The organism is Sphingobium aromaticiconvertens (genome assembly GCF_037154075.1).
Taxonomy (GTDB): Bacteria; Pseudomonadota; Alphaproteobacteria; order Sphingomonadales; family Sphingomonadaceae; genus Sphingobium; species Sphingobium aromaticiconvertens.
The window spans coordinates 624,240-639,683 of sequence record NZ_JBANRJ010000001.1; the positions used below are offsets into that span (position 1 = coordinate 624,240).

At 59.3% G+C, this 15,444-nt stretch carries 14 protein-coding genes; 12 read left to right on the forward strand and 2 right to left on the reverse strand.

Annotation, left to right across the window (positions count from 1 at the left end):
* Window positions 1–569 precede the first annotated feature (569 nt).
* Window positions 570–1,022 (reverse strand): RrF2 family transcriptional regulator, encoded by a 453-nt coding sequence (locus WFR25_RS03190; protein WP_336968453.1) that lies wholly within the window; start codon window positions 1,020–1,022, stop codon window positions 570–572.
* Window positions 1,023–1,117: 95 nt separating this feature from the next.
* On the opposite strand from WFR25_RS03190, the gene WFR25_RS03195 reads away from it, so the two are divergent.
* The 5 genes from WFR25_RS03195 to WFR25_RS03215 all read left to right on the forward strand — a co-directional run bounded on the left by WFR25_RS03195 (window position 1,118) and on the right by WFR25_RS03215 (window position 7,321).
* Window positions 1,118–1,507, forward strand: a complete 390-nt coding sequence (locus tag WFR25_RS03195; RefSeq protein ID WP_336968456.1) for a group III truncated hemoglobin — start codon at window positions 1,118–1,120, stop codon at window positions 1,505–1,507.
* A 38-nt stretch (window positions 1,508–1,545) separates the two neighbouring features.
* Window positions 1,546–2,757, forward strand: a complete 1,212-nt coding sequence (gene hmpA / locus WFR25_RS03200; protein WP_336968459.1) for an NO-inducible flavohemoprotein — start codon at window positions 1,546–1,548, stop codon at window positions 2,755–2,757.
* Window positions 2,758–2,869: 112 nt separating this feature from the next.
* The gene (locus tag WFR25_RS03205) at window positions 2,870–3,382 is read left to right on the forward strand and encodes a DUF6306 domain-containing protein (protein WP_336968461.1); all 513 of its coding nucleotides are present in this window, start codon (window positions 2,870–2,872) and stop codon (window positions 3,380–3,382) included.
* A gap of 84 nt (window positions 3,383–3,466) precedes the next feature.
* Window positions 3,467–4,144, forward strand: coding sequence for a TetR/AcrR family transcriptional regulator (locus WFR25_RS03210; protein WP_336968462.1), 678 nt, complete (start codon window positions 3,467–3,469; stop codon window positions 4,142–4,144).
* A 726-nt stretch (window positions 4,145–4,870) separates the two neighbouring features.
* On the forward strand, window positions 4,871–7,321 hold the full coding sequence (locus WFR25_RS03215) for a TonB-dependent receptor (protein ID WP_336968464.1): 2,451 nt from the start codon (window positions 4,871–4,873) through the stop codon (window positions 7,319–7,321).
* 56 nt (window positions 7,322–7,377) lie between these two features.
* Here the strand turns inward: WFR25_RS03215 and trhO are convergent, their stop codons facing one another.
* On the reverse strand, window positions 7,378–8,325 hold the full coding sequence (gene trhO / locus WFR25_RS03220; protein ID WP_336968467.1) for an oxygen-dependent tRNA uridine(34) hydroxylase TrhO: 948 nt from the start codon (window positions 8,323–8,325) through the stop codon (window positions 7,378–7,380).
* Window positions 8,326–8,482: 157 nt separating this feature from the next.
* On the opposite strand from trhO, the gene WFR25_RS03225 reads away from it, so the two are divergent.
* The 7 genes from WFR25_RS03225 to WFR25_RS03255 all read left to right on the forward strand — a co-directional run bounded on the left by WFR25_RS03225 (window position 8,483) and on the right by WFR25_RS03255 (window position 15,440).
* Window positions 8,483–8,827: an HU family DNA-binding protein gene (locus tag WFR25_RS03225; protein WP_336968468.1), complete on the forward strand. Its 345-nt coding sequence runs from the start codon at window positions 8,483–8,485 to the stop codon at window positions 8,825–8,827.
* 120 nt (window positions 8,828–8,947) lie between these two features.
* On the forward strand, window positions 8,948–9,604 hold the full coding sequence (locus tag WFR25_RS03230; RefSeq protein WP_336968470.1) for a phosphatase PAP2 family protein: 657 nt from the start codon (window positions 8,948–8,950) through the stop codon (window positions 9,602–9,604).
* A gap of 110 nt (window positions 9,605–9,714) precedes the next feature.
* Window positions 9,715–10,032, forward strand: coding sequence for a hypothetical protein (locus WFR25_RS03235; RefSeq protein ID WP_336968473.1), 318 nt, complete (start codon window positions 9,715–9,717; stop codon window positions 10,030–10,032).
* Window positions 10,033–10,228: 196 nt separating this feature from the next.
* Window positions 10,229–12,925 (forward strand): glycoside hydrolase family 2 TIM barrel-domain containing protein, encoded by a 2,697-nt coding sequence (locus tag WFR25_RS03240; protein WP_336968475.1) that lies wholly within the window; start codon window positions 10,229–10,231, stop codon window positions 12,923–12,925.
* A complete protein-coding gene (locus tag WFR25_RS03245) occupies window positions 12,922–13,809 on the forward strand; it encodes a sugar phosphate isomerase/epimerase family protein (RefSeq protein ID WP_336968477.1) in 888 nt (295 codons plus the stop codon). The genes WFR25_RS03240 and WFR25_RS03245 overlap by 4 nt, the downstream gene beginning before the upstream one ends.
* Before the next feature lie 121 nt (window positions 13,810–13,930).
* Entirely contained in the window at window positions 13,931–15,040 is a 1,110-nt protein-coding gene (locus tag WFR25_RS03250; RefSeq protein WP_336968479.1) for an S-(hydroxymethyl)glutathione dehydrogenase/class III alcohol dehydrogenase, read from the forward strand.
* A gap of 19 nt (window positions 15,041–15,059) precedes the next feature.
* Window positions 15,060–15,440 carry a VOC family protein gene (locus tag WFR25_RS03255; RefSeq protein ID WP_336968481.1) on the forward strand — a complete coding sequence of 127 codons (381 nt, stop codon included), beginning with the start codon at window positions 15,060–15,062 and terminating at the stop codon, window positions 15,438–15,440.
* Window positions 15,441–15,444: the final 4 nt, after the last annotated feature.

Below are 15,444 nucleotides of genomic sequence, written 5' to 3' on the forward strand. Positions count from 1 at the left end.
TCTGATGATTGCGCGACCTGCGTGAAGGTAAGTTCTTGCAACTCCTGCCCGATTGGAACTCTCCCAATATTTCCGTGCACGCCATATTCCCGTCACGAAGGGGGTTGCTGCCATCGGTGAGAGCCTTGATCGATCATCTGGCAGACGACTGTCTACCCTTCAGGGACGGAACGGGACATATTTAGCAGCGGGTTGTTCCTGGATCCTTGGAGCGGTGGCACATCGCCCTTCATGTTCACGCTTTTCCACCTGCTGTGATTAATATCGTAATACGATATATTTGAACAAAGGTCGTTCTACCCGCAAGGAGAAGGAATGCCCCTCAACATGTCACACAGGAAGTATCCCGTCATGATTGCCTGCATCGGCGAAGCGAGAGCGCCCGATGTCCAGGAGGTTAAGTGGGTCGCCAAGCGCATTTTGCGAGAGGCATTTCCGCATGTCGCTCGGGTGCGGCGTGACGATACGTCTTTTTACCGGCGTCCTGCTTACGGCTCGCGCTACGTTGGGCCAGGCTTCAAGCCGGGGAGAGGGCAAGAACTAGAGATAGTGCGCGCTCATGATCCTCATCATAAGGCCTCTTGTTCATTGTCGGATGGTTCGGCCCGGTCGAAAAGCAGGGTGCCCAGCATGTCCCGTTTGATCATGATGTCCGCGAGAGAATAGCCGTCAAGCACCTCAAGGAATGCCGCGAGCGCCTTTTGCAGCGCGCCCGTCAATCCGCAGGCTGGCGCGACCACGCAACTGCCGCAATCGACAAGATCAAATCCACCCTCAGTGTGACGGATAACGGTTCCGACATTGATCTGGGACGCTGGACGGGCAAGTCGGATACCGCCCTGCCGTCCCCTGACGCCTTCGAGATAGCCGGCATTCACCAGATCATTGACGACTTTCATGAGGTGATTTTGCGAAATGCCATAGGCATGCGCAATTTCGCCAATCTGGCACAAACGATCCGTTCGCGTCCCGACATACAGCAAGGCCCGCATCGCATAGTCGGTGTAGCGCGTGAGACGCATGCGGTTTCCATCAGTTGTCTATTACATGCTTTTTTATTGCATGTTTTTGCCCGCAAGCATAGATGTACTGAATATGCATGATTGGAGTGCGAGTCATGGAGCCGAGTGCACAGATTGATGAGGTGGCGCTGGAGCGGCTGGTGGCGACCTTCTATGCCCGTGTGCGCGCTGACGCGGATCTCGGGCCAATTTTCAACGACGCCATCGAAGATTGGCCGGAGCATTTGGATAAATTGGTCGCTTTCTGGTCGTCGGTGATGCTGACGACTGGCCGCTACAAGGGGCAGCCAGTTCCCGCCCATGCCAAACATCGCGATCGCATCACACCAGCCCTGTTCGCGCGTTGGCTTGTCATCTGGAAGCAGGCGACGGACGAGTTGATGGCTGTGGATGCCGCCGCCGCGCTTCAGTCAAAAGCCGCGCGGATTGCCGAAAGCCTTCAACTGGCCCTGTTCTTCAAGCTGGAGCCGTCCGGAACGGACTGACCCTTCATCCCCAAGCCCTGGAAAATTAGGAGAAATACATGTCGCAGACCCTGAGCGAGCAAACGATCGCGCTTGTCAAAGCTACTGTACCAGCCCTTGAGGCCCATGGTCTCGACATCGTGAATGAGATGTATGCGCGTATGTTCCAGAATGCGGACATTTGTGACTTGTTCAACCAGTCGCATCATGGCGCTGCCGGTTCGCAATCGCGTGCGTTGACCGGGGCGATCCTCGCTTATGCCAATAATATCGAAAATCTCGGTGCGTTGGCGCCCGCCGTCGAACGCATCACGCAGAAGCATGTCGGCCTGCAGATACTGCCCGAACATTATCCGCATGTGGCCGAGGCTCTTTTGGGTGCGATCAAGACGGTTCTGGGAGACGCCGCCTCGGATGAGATATTGGCGGCCTGGGGCGAAGCCTATTGGTTCCTTGCCAACATATTGATTGCCCGCGAAAAGCGGATTTATCAGGATCTGGAAACGGCCGATGGCGGTTGGAGCGGCTGGCGGGACTTCGTCGTCGACGAGGTTATTCGCGAAAGCAGCGTCATCCATTCCTTCATCCTGCGGCCGGTCGATGGCGGTGCAGTTATCCGGCACAAACCCGGTCAATATCTGACTTTCTGGTTCGAGATTCCTGGGCACACGCCCGTCAAGCGCAACTATTCGGTGTCCAATGCGCCCAACGGGATGAGCTACCGCATTTCGGTGAAGCGTGAACCGCAGGGTCTGGCTTCAGGATGGCTGCACGACAATGTGCGCGCCGGAACGGTCCTGAAGGTTGCGCCGCCGGCCGGGGAATTCTTCCTGTCAGGGCATCCAGAACGTCCGGTAGTGCTGCTATCGGGCGGTGTCGGCCTGACGCCCATGATTTCCATGTTCGAGACGATTGCCGAGCAGCATCCGCAACTGGGTGTCCACTATATCCATGGCACGCATGATCGCAAAACCCATGCCATGCGCGAGCATGTCCGATCCCTGACGGACGGCCGACCCAATTTCATCGTTCAGGATTTCCATCAAACGCCGCTTGCCGACGAAGTGCCGGGACGGGACTATGATCATGCTGGTCTTATCACAGACGAATGGCTTCTCGCTAATACGCCGGTGAACGACGCGGACTATTATGTCTGCGGGCCAAGCCCGTTCCTGCGCGCAGCCGTCTCTGCCCTGTCCCTGGCGGGTGTAGCATCGGATCGAATCCACTATGCGTTTTTCGGTCCCGCCGACGCGCTTCTTGCGGCTTGATCATGGTGCAGAATGGATCGCTTGACGTTGCCGTCCTTTATGCAGCGCCCCGGCGGCCCGGTGTCATGGACCGGATACGCAACGGTTTGCGGGCCGCAGCGGAGGTTCTGCTATGACCAACGAGCCAGCCTCTCCTGTTTGCTACGGTGCGGAAGCGGACGATATCTATATGGGCTATGCCGGTAAGGATGAATTGATTGCGGCGCTGAACGTCTTGCTCGAAGCCGAGCGGGCTGGCGCGCACGTCGCGCGTACCACCCGACGCGCGGGCAGTGGCGGCGTCGCGGAACTCATGAAAAAGGTGGGCGCGGATGAGGCGCGCTGGTGCGCCATGCTGTCCGTTCAGATCAAGCGCCTTGCAGGGGCGCCGTCACGCAAGCGCGGTGCATTTTATGAAAAGGCAATGGCAATCCCCGATGTGCAGGAGCGACTGGCTTTCCTCAACCGCGGTCAGGCCTGGGTGGTTCGCACGCTCAATACACTGATGCCGCGGGTTCGCGACGAGGCGTTGCATATGGCTTTGCGAGACATGCTGCAGTCGCATGTCGACAATATCGCGACGACCGACGATCTGCTTGGCTCATCGGCTCTCTCCATGGAAGCGACAAAGACGACGGCTCATTGAGGTGGCGACTGAGCATCGACAAGCTGGCGCTTGATATGGTTCGCGGCTTCTTGTCAGCTTCGTCAGGCAGGACATAATAGGCTGATGTCCATCGCTTCTCCTCCCGATTCCATATCCGGGCCAAATGCCGGGCGACCACGAGGGCGACCTCCCATCACGGCAGGCGATATCGCCCGGCGGCGGGACAGGATCATTGATGTCGCCGCGCATATGTTCTTTGCGAAGGGCTTTGCGGATACGACCCTTGATGCGGTCGGGCGAGAGGCGGGTTTCACCAAGCGTACCATCTATGAATTGGTTGGCGACAAGAACGCGCTGTTTCGCGCTGCCTATGACAGGTTGCACATCCGCAATTCGCATCTGGAGTTCTCCATCCCGGCGCCCGATCAATCCGTGAGAGAGGTGCTGACACATTTGGCGCGTCAACTTATCGAACATTCGCTTTCCAAGGCATTGATCGCCTCCGAGCGGGCGATCATGCTTGAAGCTGGGCATTATCCCGAGTTGGTAGGCGAAGTGGTCCAGCACGGGAGGATCGCTCTGGATGGCGCCATTGCAGAGATTTTCGACACGCTCGCTGCGCGAGGCAGCATAGAGCCGCTCGACTCCCGGCTTGCAGCAGGTGTCTTTTACGACGTCGCGGTTGGTGCGCGCGGCTTTCGGGCGGCATTGGGCCATCCTGATGAAGTGATCCCGGACGCTGAACTGGCAGCCAGAATTGCCATGTTCGAAAAAGGATATTTGCGCTGTAATTCAGTGTAGCCTTGGACTGGCAGCGACGGTCCAGAGGGCTGGGTGCCGCAGATCGCATGGGCAAGCGGCGCTTTCGTGCCGTTGATTAGTGCAATGCTTCACGCCAATCACCTGCATCGATCCAACAGGCCCGGATCGCCTCTCTTGCATATCAGATAAAGCCCCCGGGTGCGATTCTGGACCTTTTTCAAGTGATGGATTGTGGTTCTTACATTTCGCATTCGTGAAAAATGACAGCGATAGCAATTCAGAATTGATACACTCTGTATCATAGGCCTTCTTACAATAACGCCACCGCGATTGCAGTCCAAAATATAGTGAAATTTCCGGTATTCCATCAAATTTTGGTTGATCCCTGGTGAATTTATTACTCTAGGTCTCCGATATATACCGAATACGCAATTTTTCTCTGCACGAAATACCCATGTATATTCATGAATAATGATAAATATATTATGAATAAAGGAGCGGAATGGTGAATTCTGCACGAATATAGCATTTGGTGAACTGTCTGGGTGAGGGTGCCGCGACCGGCAGGTCTTTGCGGCGGTCAGTTTAACGCCCTTCCGCATTGCCAGTTCGACTTTGCAGAACGTACCGCGTCCGCGAAAAATGCAAGCAAAAGCGGCTTTATTTTGAGGTGCTGGCCCACATTTCGGGGACGTGATCCACGCCAATGTCGCTCCACCAAATGTCGCACAATGAATGCAAAAATAAAGAGGAAATGAGGATCTGATGTTTAGACCATTACTGCAATCCGCTCTCTACACCTCGACCGCGCTGAGCCTTTTCGTGGCGATGCCGGTATTGGCGCAAAGCGATGCCGCCAGCGCAGCGCCGCAAGAGGCCGACGACGCATCTGGCGACATCGTCGTGACCGCTCGCCGAAAGGAAGAGAGCCTGCAGGATGTTCCGGCGTCGATCACTGTGTTCAGTCAGGAGCAACTCGACAATCGCAATATCACGGACGCTTCCGACCTGGCGGCCTTCACGCCTTCGCTTGCGTCGAACGGTCGTTTCGGCACCAACAGTTCGAGCTTTGCGATCCGCGGTTTTACGCAGGAGCTTCGCACGACCTCTTCGGTCGGGGTCTATTTTGCCGAAGTCGTTGCCCCACGCGGCGGTGGTTCGACCCCGGCGGGCGACGGCGCTGGCCCCGGTGCTTTCTTCGACTTGCAGAACGTCCAGGTTCTGAAAGGCCCGCAGGGCACGTTGTTTGGTCGTAATACCACAGGCGGGGCGATCCTGCTGGTGCCGCACCGCCCCGAACATCGTTTCGAAGGCTATGCCGAGGCATCTTACGGCAATTACGACATGAAGCGCCTCCAGGGCGTGATGAACGTCCCGCTGAGCGACGATGCAGCGCTGCGCATCGGCGCCGACTTCATGGATCAGGGCGGTTATCTCAAAAATGGCTCGGGCATTGGTCCCAAGCGTTTTGGTGATACCCATTATATTTCGGCCCGCGCGAGCTTGCTCGTCAATCTTACCCCCGACCTTGAAAATTACACGATCGCCAGCTTCTCGCGGTCGGACACCAATGGTCCGGTGCCCGGAATGATCAGTTGCAATCCGGCAGCAGCGCCCTTTGGCATATTGGCCTGCGGCACGATCGACCGTCAGAAGAAGGACGGCTTCTATGGCGTCCAGAGTGGCGTTGAGGATAGTTATAGCCATGCGACGCAGTGGCAGGTGATCAACACCACCACCTGGCAGATGACGGACGACATCCGGCTGCGCAATATCGTGTCCTATGCGCAGGCAACGAACAGCCAGCAGTCCGAGACGCTGGGCACGCATTTCATTCTGCCCGCATCTTTCGGTCCGATCGCGGGCGCACCGCTGACCTTCACCCGGCAGGTGCCGTGGGCTGGCAACGGCCGGACTAACGATCAGGAAACGATGACCGAGGAACTGCAATTCCAGGGCACATCCTTTGGCGGGCGGCTCGATTGGCAGGCTGGCGCCTATTATGAAGAGAGTAATCCGCTCAGCGTGACGGGAACGCAGTCGCCCTTCTTCCTCAACTGCCCCGATGCCCGGACCTTCCAGTGTACTGATCCGCTGTCCGCGCTGACCGGCGGCGCGCCGTTCGGCAGCATCGGTTATCAGGTCGGCAAGATGCGTTTCCGGAACAAGGCGTTATACAGTCAGGCGACGTTCAAGCTGACCGACAGGTTGAGCATCAGTGGCGGCATCCGCTACACCTGGGATAATTCGGCATCAACGTCCGAACTGGCCGTGTATAAGATTTCCGGCGCTCAGAACCGCTATGTCCTGTCCTGCCTGAATAATCCTGCGGTAGAGGTCGCCAGCACGGGTGCGTGCAGCCAGTCTTTCGCGACGAGTACCAAGGCACCGACCTGGATGGTCGGCATGGAATATAAGCCGATCGACGATGTCCTGCTTTATGCCAAATGGAGCCGCGGCTATCGTCAGGGCGCAGTCAATCCCTATGGCCCTCCGGGGTTCCAGTCGTTCGACGCGGAAAAGGTCGATACCTATGAAGCGGGTCTGAAGGCCAGTTTCCATGGCGCCGTTTCGGGCACCTTCAACCTCACCGGCTTCTACAACGATTTTACCAACCAGCAGTTGCAGGCAGGCGTCGCGGCTCCGGTCAGCACGGGCATTCAGCCAACGGTTGTGATCGTCAATGCCGGTTCCTCCCGCATCTGGGGTATAGAGGCAGAGGCCAATATTACGCCCTTCCCCGGCTTCAACCTGTCAGGCAGCTATGCCTATCTGAATACCGAACTGCTTTCGATCAACTTGCCGGACTTGAGCGCCATCGATTCGCCGTTTACGCAATATAACAACGTGCCATCGGAAGGCGTGGCCTTGCCCTATGCACCCAAGCATCAGCTGACGGCGACGGCTTCCTATGAATTGCCGCTGTCACGTGACATCGGCAAGGTCCGTGTGGCGGCGACCTATTCCTACACGGCCAAGCGCATTGCATCCTATGCGTCGGCGAACGGTATCCTCGATGCGTTCGAAACCGTGAATGCCAATCTGGACTGGTCCTCCGTTGCGGGCAGCCAGTTTGACCTGGCGATCTTTGCCACCAACCTTCTCAACGAGAAATATTACTCGTCCATTGGTGAGCAGGCTCCATTCTTCTCCTATGGTTTCCAGGGCAGGCCGCGGACAGTCGGGGTTCGCTTGAAGGTTAATTTCGGCGGATAATTATAAGGGCTGGCGGCGGTGGCGTCGCCAGCCTGTTTCAATCAGGGGCCGTTCAATCAGGGGCCGTCGCTGGACGCGCCGATATGCGATTCGCCGCGCGCTGCGGCGAGGCTTTCCTGCCGTTGCCGTTCGGCATAGCTGGCGCGCTGGTCATCGGTGCGTTCGTCATGGCAGGCCGGGCAACTGATGCCCTCACGATAGAGCGGGGACGCGCTATCCTCTGCATTCACTGGCCTGCGACAGGCGTGGCAGATGAGATGTGTGCCCGGCGCAAGGCCGTGGCCCACCGCCACGCGCTGATCGAACACGAAACATTCACCATCCCAAAGGCTGTTTTCCGCAGGGATGGTTTCCAGATATTTGAGGATTCCGCCCTGAAGGTGGTACACCTCATCCAGTCCTTCTGCCTTCAGGAAGGCGGTCGATTTTTCGCAGCGGATGCCGCCGGTGCAGAACATCGCGACCTTGGGCGGTGTGCCTGTTCCCAATAGCCGCTCGCGTTCCGCGCGGAACCAGGCCGGGAAATCCCGAAATGTGTGCGTTTGCGGATTGATCGCGCCGGCAAAGGTGCCGATGCCTACTTCATAGTCGTTACGCGTGTCGATGACGATCGTGCCGGGGTCTGAGATCAACGCATTCCAGTCCTTGGGCGCGACATAATGGCCAGCGCCGGTCAGCGGGTCGATCTCGCTCTCGCCCATCGTCACGATCTCGCGCTTGATTCGTACCTTCATGCGATGGAACGGGGGCGTCCTTGCGCGCGAAAGCTTGACGTCCAACTCCGCGCAGCCCGGCAACTGGCGGATATGGGCCAGAATCTGCGCGATCGCCTGATCCGACCCTGCAATCGTTCCGTTGATGCCTTCGCGGGCGAGCAGTAGCGTGCCCTTGATCCCAAGCGAAGAACATAGCGCCGCCAGCGGCCCCTTGATTGCCTCGCAATCGGCAAAGGGCGTGAATTTGTAAAGCGCGGCAACGCAGATGGGCAGGCTGGTATCAGGCACGCGGATGGCATCCGTTAGAGAGCAGTTGTTGAGGGCGCCAATAGCCCCATCATAGCAGCCAAGCATAGTGCCGAGCGATGAAGCGCACCGATCAAGGCCGTGAGGCGGGCCTCTTCGCGCGAAGGGCAGGGCGCAAAAACCTTGAAGAATGGCTGCGATGAGCCATGGACCGACGCGCGACCCGCCGCTATGTCGTCTTCACCAAAAAACATGGGAGTTCCGGAATATGAACAACAGCGATCTTGCAGATACCCTCGCCGCAGCGAACGGCGTCAACAAGGCCGATGCGCGCAAGCTGGTCGATGGCGTGTTCGCCGCGATCACGGATGCAGCGGCAAAGGGCGAGGAAATCTCGCTGAACGGCTTTGGCAAGTTCAAGGTCAAGGATAGCCCGGCCCGTGAAGGCCGCAATCCGGCAACCGGCGCAACCATTCAGATCGCCGCAGCCAAGAAGCTGGCCTTCACGCCTGCCAAGGCGGTCAAGGACAAGCTGAACGGTTGATTTTTGGGAAGGCGCTTCCGGTTCGACCGGAAGCGCCTTTTTCAATATATGACCGCGTTGCAGAAACTCATTCGCTCTCGTTCCGCGTGGCGGGGGCATCGCATCGACAGCCGCATCCTTATGGTCTTCCTCATAATCGCTGCCGGCGGCTTTGTGTTTTTGAAGCTGGCGTCGGAAGTGATGGAGGGGGAAAGTTTCGCCTTCGACAGGTTGATCCTGCAAGGACTGCGAAGCGCATCTGATCCATCGATACCGATCGGCCCCGCCTGGCTTCAGGCCGCAATGATCGACATCACGGCCCTGGGCGGCGTGACGGTTCTGACGCTGCTCACCACGCTTATTGCCTGCTATCTATTCGTCACCAAAAAATCCGGAACGGCAGTCTTGCTGATCGCCGCTATCGCCGTCGGCGCGCTGGCCAGTACGCTACTCAAATTCGGCTATGCGCGGCCCCGGCCAGATCTTGTCGCCCATCTCGTAGAGGTGCACACGACCAGTTTCCCGAGCGGCCATGCGATGAACTCCGCCATAACCTATCTTACGCTGGGGGCGCTGCTGGCTCGCGCCGAAAAAGACCGGCTCGTCAGGATATTCTTCATGGTGGTGGCGATCCTGCTCACATTGGCGATCGGCATATCTCGTATCTATCTGGGCGTGCACTGGCCCAGCGACGTGCTGGCTGGCTGGTGCATTGGCGCCAGTTGGGCGGCGCTTTTTTCACTGTTCGCGCGCGCTTTGCAGCAACGCCACACGATCGAGCAGCCTACGGCGGCTTAGCTGCGATGAGACAATATCGTGCTTTTTGTCGAGCGCGACACATGAAATGGGCTGGGCGCTGCTACCGGAAGATATGCTTGGATAGCGCGATATATCCGGAGAGAATATCTATGCGCGCCGTTGACCAGATCGCCCTGCTGCTGGCCGTTTCGATCCCCAACGTCGCTTTGGCGCAACAGGCGCCCGCCCATGCGACAAAACCCGCTGGCTATAGCGTGGCTGATACCCAGATCGGCACGATGCTCGGCGATCCGGCAGCCAAGGCCATTTTGGACAAGCATATGCCCGGCTTCTCTTCGCAGGCGCAGATCGACAAGGCGCGGTTGATGACGCTGCGGCACATCCAGCCCTATGCGTCCGACATGGTCACGGACGAGGCGCTTGCCCGTATCCAGGCCGATTTTGCAACACTATCCGCGAATGAATAATGATATGTAGCGGCAGGCGTCCCATAATTGGCCTTACCATTTTATTGAGATGATTCCGTATATGGGAGCAATCGCGAGGCCTTGATCGGGGAAGCGATATATTTGGGCTTATCTCCGGTCAGGCCCTTCCACGTTGACGATGAAGTACCGGACTTCCTATTGTGGCCTGACCAAAATAAGGGCGGGAGCAGGAACTATGATCGGGAACGCGATTAAGGCCGGGCTGACGCCCTTTGCCCTTGCCCTGTGCGGCGTCGCGTCCATTGCCACGACCTATGCGAAGGAGAGCGCCGCGCCTGCGGCGCAAGCCACCGGACGCAGCATTGTCGATCTCTCGGCGGGCTGGCGGTTCCGTTTTGGCGCATCCGATGATGCGCCTGCGCGGGAGGGTCTGGATGACAGTGGTTGGGAAAATGTCAGCGTGCCGCATAGCTGGAACCGGATTGGCAGCTATGGTCTGGAACGCGATCCCCTGTCCAACAACAAGCAGGGCGTCGCCTGGTATCGCCTGACGGTCGATGGGCCAGTCGCCCGGACAGGATTGGTCGCCCGGACGGGACAGCGCCAGTATCTGGACTTTGGCGCTGTCAGCAAGATTGCCGATATATGGGTCAACGGCGTCCATGTGGGGCAGCATAAGGGCGCTTTCAGCCGTTTCCGCTTTGACGTGACCGACCATTGGAAGCCCGGCGCGCGCAACCTGATTGCGGTGCGGGCCGATAACAGCAAGCCGGAAATCGGCAACTCCACGGCGCAGACCATCCCCCTGGCAGGCGATTTTTTCGTGCATGGCGGCATCTATCGGGGTGTATCGCTGGTCATGGTGGATGAGGCGAGTTTCGATATGCTCGATCATGGCGGACCGGGCCTCTATGCTCGCAGCGCTTCGGTCGCGCCGGACAAGGCGAAGATCGCGATCCTTGCCCGGCTGCGGAACAGCGGTAGCATGCATCGCGCGATGCAGATGGTGACGGTGATCCGCGACGCGCAGGGGCGACAGGTGGCGCAGTCCACGCAGCCGGCAAGGCTGGCGACCGGCGCGACGGAGGTGAAGGTGACGCTGAGCGTGCCGTCACCGCATCTGTGGAACGGCACGGCCGATCCCTATCTCTACACCGTCACGGCGGAACTGTTGGAGGCTGGGCGCTCCGTCGATCGCGTGACCCAGCCGCTGGGCATCCGCACGTTCAAGGTGGACGCGGACAAAGGGTTCTTTCTGAATGGTCGCCATTTAGCGCTGCACGGCGTGTCCCGCCATCAGGACCGCATGGGCAAGGGTTGGGGCTTGTCGCCACAGGATCATGCCGAGGATATGGCGCTGATCCGCGAAATGGGCGCCAACACCGTCCGGCAGGCGCACTACCAACATGCCGACGAGTGGTCGGATGAGGCCGATCGCGCTGGCATGGCCGTGTGGGCGGAGCTGCCCTATGTCACCACGCCCAGCCTGGAAGGGGGCGAGGGGGCACCCGAATTGTGGGCCAATGCCGAAGATCAACTACGGGAGTTGATCCGGCAGAATTATAACCATCCCTCGATCATGATGTGGTCGGTTGGCAACGAGGTGGACTCGGCCAAGGGCTTTGGCGTGGGCAAGGAACTTATGCGGCCGCTCGCCCTGCTCAAGCGGCTTAATATACTGGCGCGCGCGGAGGATCCGTCACGGCCCACGACCTTCGCCGATTGCTGCGAGGATCTGGGCATGATGAAGACGGCCGGGGAGCAACTGGCCGGGGCAACCGACCTGATCGGCTATAATCGCTATTATGGCTGGTATTATCCGCAGCCGCTGAAGGCGCGCGAGCAACTGGGCGCGCAGATAGACAAGTTCCATGCCAAACATCCGGGCCTGCCGCTCTCCATTTCCGAATATGGCGGCGGCGGCGCGATCAGCCAGCATAGCGACGACCTCATGGCAGGGTTTTTGAACTTCACCGGTCGCCCCCAGCCAGAGGAGTTTGAGAGTTTCGTGCATGAGGCGAACTGGCCCGCGATCCGCGACCGTCCGTTCATCTTTGCCAGTTGGGCCTGGAACATGTTCGATTTTCCCAGTGACCTGCGTGGCGAGGGGGATTCGGTCGACCTCAATACCAAGGGCTTGGTCACGTTCGATCGCAAGGTGAAGAAGGAGCCCTTCTATTATTACAAGGCACAGTGGAACCCTGAACCCATGATTCATCTGACGGGCAAGCGATATGCGACGCGCGCCTATCCCGTGATGGAGGTGAAGGCCTATAGCAATGCGGCACGGGCCAGCCTGACCCTGAATAGCAAGCCGATGGGCGAGGTCGCTTGTACCGATCGCATCTGCCTGTGGCCGGGTGTTACGCTGCAACCGGGGGATAACCGGGCTGTCGTCAATGCTGCGGTCGATGGCAAGCCGGTGCAGGATGAGGCCGTCTGGACTGGCCCGGACCCTAAACAGGGCATTCGGGTCGAGGCGGGCGATCTGGCCGGGCATAGCGTTGCGGGCAAGCTGTTTGGTTCGGACAGTTTTGTTACCGGAGGGCGGCCAGTCGTGCTCAACATGGGCGGCTTTGGCGGGCGGCGGATGATGGCGGAACGCACCGTCACCGCCGAGCATCCCGATTATTATGATTTCTGGCGCGAGGGGGAGGTCTTTTCCTATCTGTTGCCCGTTGCCGATGGCAAATGGACGGTCACCATCCACAGTTTCGAACCGCGCACATCGGGGGACGAGGCCGTGACGATGATCATCGCCGCCAATGGCAAGACGGTGCTGCCCGCGTTCAGTGTCCTGAAGGAAGCAGGCGGTCCGCTGCGCGGGTTGGCCAAAAGCTTCCCGGTCACGGTGAAGGGCGGACAGCTCAAGATCGACTTTACGGGCAATGGCGGCAAGGCGGTGGTCGCTGCGATCGAGGTGACGCGGTGATCAGTCGTCGCGCTGCGCTGACGGGCGCCGCCGCCTTGGGTATCGCGTCGCTGGCGAGCCCGTTCGCGGGAGCGACCCTTCGACGATCGCGTGCAGAACTGAACCTGACCGATGTCACGGTCGCGCGGGAACTGGCGCGTGACTATGCCGGTACGCTCGAACGGGTCGCGGCGCTTGGCCATCGCCGCTTCGGCTTTCGCCTGTCGGGCTATGGTGGTCCCTCGGCGGATGAACCTATGCCGCAGGACAAGGCCCGGATGGTGCGCGCGGCGAAGATGGAGGTCGGCGTGGTGCGCCTGGGTGTCCGCAACGCCAACCATGACCTGCAATTGCGACAAGCCGTGGATATCGGCGCCAAGATCGTCGCCATGACCACGGCGCCGGTGTTCATTGCCGGACGGCAACTTGGCCAGACCACGCGAGCGGCCTTTGACGGATGGCTGCCGCAACTGGCGCGATTGGGTGAGCGGGCGGCTTCGCTTGGCTTGACCCTGGCCTATCATAATCACTGGTATGATTTTACGCCGCTGGATGGCGAAAGGCCGTTCGACCTGATGGCGCGCGCTATCCCGCCCCAGACGCTTTCCTTCGAGGTCGACCTGGCCTGGGCCTGGTTTGGCGGTCAGGACCCGCTGGCGCTGATCAAGGCATTGGGGCCGCGCGTGGTGTCCCTGCATCTTAAGGACATCGATCGACGCAGGGGCAAGTCTCCCACCGACAAGGCCGTTCCGGTCGGGCAGGGGGAGATGGACTATGCCGCCATCCTGCCGCGGCTGGCCGCGATTACCTCTGCGCTGGGCTATGTGGAGGTCGATACCTCGCCTGACGGTATTGCCGCCGCGCAGCAGGCTGCAGATTTCATCACGGCCATCTCCAGGCGCTGAGAAAAAGCACTCGATCATGCGCTTCTAAACGGCCTGTCACCTTGCCCTCACTCCCTGCAAGGCCTATTCGCCTGCACAGGGCGCAAGACTGATGCTGCCCCATCAAATTCGGGAGCCAGACATGAAAACAAGAGCCGCGGTTGCATTCGAAGCCAAGAAGCCGCTGGAGATTGTTGAACTGGATCTGGAAGGCCCCAAGGCGGGCGAAGTTCTGGTCGAGATCATGGCGACGGGCATCTGCCATACCGATGCCTATACGCTGGATGGGCTGGACAGCGAGGGGATTTTCCCGTCCGTTCTGGGCCATGAGGGCGCAGGCATCGTGCGCGAGGTTGGAGCAGGCGTTACCTCAGTGAAGCCCGGCGACCATGTGATCCCGCTCTACACCCCCGAATGCCGCCAGTGCAAAAGCTGCCTGTCGGGCAAGACCAACCTGTGCACTGCGATCCGCGCGACGCAGGGCAAGGGCTTGATGCCGGACGGAACGACCCGCTTTTCCTACAAGGGACAGCCGATCTTTCACTATATGGGCTGCTCGACCTTCTCCAACTTCACGGTCCTGCCCGAGATTGCGGTCGCGAAAATCCGCGAGGACGCGCCGTTCAAGACGAGTTGCTATATCGGCTGTGGCGTGACGACGGGCGTGGGGGCGGTGGTCAATACCGCCAAGGTGCAGGTTGGCGACAATGTCATCATCTTCGGTCTGGGCGGCATCGGCCTCAATGTGCTGCAAGGCGCGCGGATGGCGGGTGCGAACATGATCATCGGTGTCGACATCAACCCGGACCGGGAGGAATGGGGCCGCAGGTTCGGCATGACCCACTTCGTAAACCCGAAGGATATTGATGGCGACATCGTCGCGCATCTGGTCGCGCTGACCGATGGCGGGGCGGATTACACGTTCGATTGCACCGGTAACACGACCGTCATGCGGCAGGCGCTGGAAGCCTGCCATCGCGGCTGGGGCACCAGCATCATCATCGGCGTGGCCGAAGCGGGCAAGGAAATCAGCACGCGGCCGTTCCAGCTTGTGACCGGGCGCAACTGGCGTGGGACTGCATTTGGCGGGGCGAAGGGCCGTACCGACGTACCCAAGATTGTCGACTGGTATATGAACGGAAAGATCGAGATTGATCCGATGATCACCCATGTCCTGGCCCTGGACGAGATCAACAAGGGCTTCGACCTGATGCATGCTGGCGAGAGTATCCGCAGCGTCGTGGTATTCTAACGATAAAAGGAGAGAGGCTATGTTCAGCCACGTCATGCTCGGCGCCAAGGATATTGAGGCGTCCAAGGCTTTCTATGATGCGACCTTTCAGGCGATCGGCGGGAAGCCGGGTTTCGCCGATGACAACGGGCGCATCATCTACATGCATGGAGGTGGCCTGTTCATGCTGACCAAGCCGATCGACGGCGCGCCGGCCTGCCACGCAAACGGTGGGACTATTGGCTTTGCGATGGCATCGCCCGAGCAGGCTGATGCCTGGCATGCGGCGGGTATCGCAGCGGGTGGCACGACGTGCGAAGATCCGCCCGGCGTGCGCGAAGCGAGCTTCGGCAAGTTGTATCTCGCTTACATGCGTGATCCGGCGGGCAATAAATTGTGCGGTTTGTACCGGGTGGCATGACGCA

Bases quoted from the DNA above. Each gene is read 5' to 3' on its own strand.
- WFR25_RS03190 (WP_336968453.1), bottom strand. From the start codon at position 1,022: ATGCGTCTCACGCGCTACACCGACTATGCGATGCGGGCCTTGCTGTAT.
- WFR25_RS03195 (WP_336968456.1), top strand. From the start codon at position 1,118: ATGGAGCCGAGTGCACAGATTGATGAGGTGGCGCTGGAGCGGCTGGTG.
- hmpA (WP_336968459.1), top strand. From the start codon at position 1,546: ATGTCGCAGACCCTGAGCGAGCAAACGATCGCGCTTGTCAAAGCTACT.
- WFR25_RS03205 (WP_336968461.1), top strand. From the start codon at position 2,870: ATGACCAACGAGCCAGCCTCTCCTGTTTGCTACGGTGCGGAAGCGGAC.
- WFR25_RS03210 (WP_336968462.1), top strand. From the start codon at position 3,467: ATGTCCATCGCTTCTCCTCCCGATTCCATATCCGGGCCAAATGCCGGG.
- WFR25_RS03215 (WP_336968464.1), top strand. From the start codon at position 4,871: ATGTTTAGACCATTACTGCAATCCGCTCTCTACACCTCGACCGCGCTG.
- WFR25_RS03225 (WP_336968468.1), top strand. From the start codon at position 8,483: ATGAGCCATGGACCGACGCGCGACCCGCCGCTATGTCGTCTTCACCAA.
- WFR25_RS03230 (WP_336968470.1), top strand. From the start codon at position 8,948: ATGGTCTTCCTCATAATCGCTGCCGGCGGCTTTGTGTTTTTGAAGCTG.
- WFR25_RS03235 (WP_336968473.1), top strand. From the start codon at position 9,715: ATGCGCGCCGTTGACCAGATCGCCCTGCTGCTGGCCGTTTCGATCCCC.
- WFR25_RS03240 (WP_336968475.1), top strand. From the start codon at position 10,229: ATGATCGGGAACGCGATTAAGGCCGGGCTGACGCCCTTTGCCCTTGCC.
- WFR25_RS03250 (WP_336968479.1), top strand. From the start codon at position 13,931: ATGAAAACAAGAGCCGCGGTTGCATTCGAAGCCAAGAAGCCGCTGGAG.
- WFR25_RS03255 (WP_336968481.1), top strand. From the start codon at position 15,060: ATGTTCAGCCACGTCATGCTCGGCGCCAAGGATATTGAGGCGTCCAAG.